The following is a 534-nucleotide window of genomic DNA, read 5'->3' on the forward strand; positions in this document are numbered from 1 at the left end:
GCCGACCACAGCGTCGTCTTCATGCGTGACTGGCCGAATGCCGAGAAGCGGCTGGCCGGCTCGGCTGTTGTCATGACTCAATTGGCGCGGCTGGTCGACAAAGCTGCCTGACGGCTCCAGACCGGCATCCGAGCAGTTCAAGGCATTCGCCACTGCTGAAATTCCCGGCTAGAATAGAAAATCGGCTTCGTGTAAGGAGCCGCGACCTCTGATTGGGGTGGGAATGGCGAGCGAGACCGCTCGCCAGTTTGTTTTGACGCAATTCCGGACGGAAACCGTTCACAGTTTTCCTGGAATTGCTCTGAAGAGTTTTGGGTGCAGCGATGACAAAATGGTCGCCGAATTCGTGGAGAGCAAAGCCGATCAAGCAGGTTCCGGCCTATCCGGACCTTGCGGCGCTGGAGGCCACGGAAGCCCGGCTCACCACCTATCCGCCGCTGGTGTTTGCCGGTGAAGCGCGCAAGCTGAAGAAGCAACTGGCGGCGGTCGCCGCCGGCGAGGCCTTCCTGCTCCAGGGCGGCGACTGCGCCGAGA

Annotated in this window: 1 protein-coding gene; it reads left to right on the plus strand. The window is 61.0% G+C overall.

Features of this window, described 5'->3' with window-relative positions:
- Positions 1 to 323 precede the first annotated feature (323 nt).
- Positions 324 to 534 (plus strand): 3-deoxy-7-phosphoheptulonate synthase (locus EOA60_RS36595; protein ID WP_164899953.1); only part of this gene is annotated, 211 nt, incomplete at its 3' end.

The sequence above is a fragment of the Mesorhizobium sp. M1A.F.Ca.IN.020.06.1.1 genome, assembly GCF_004023265.1.
Classification (GTDB): Bacteria; Pseudomonadota; Alphaproteobacteria; order Rhizobiales; family Rhizobiaceae; genus Mesorhizobium.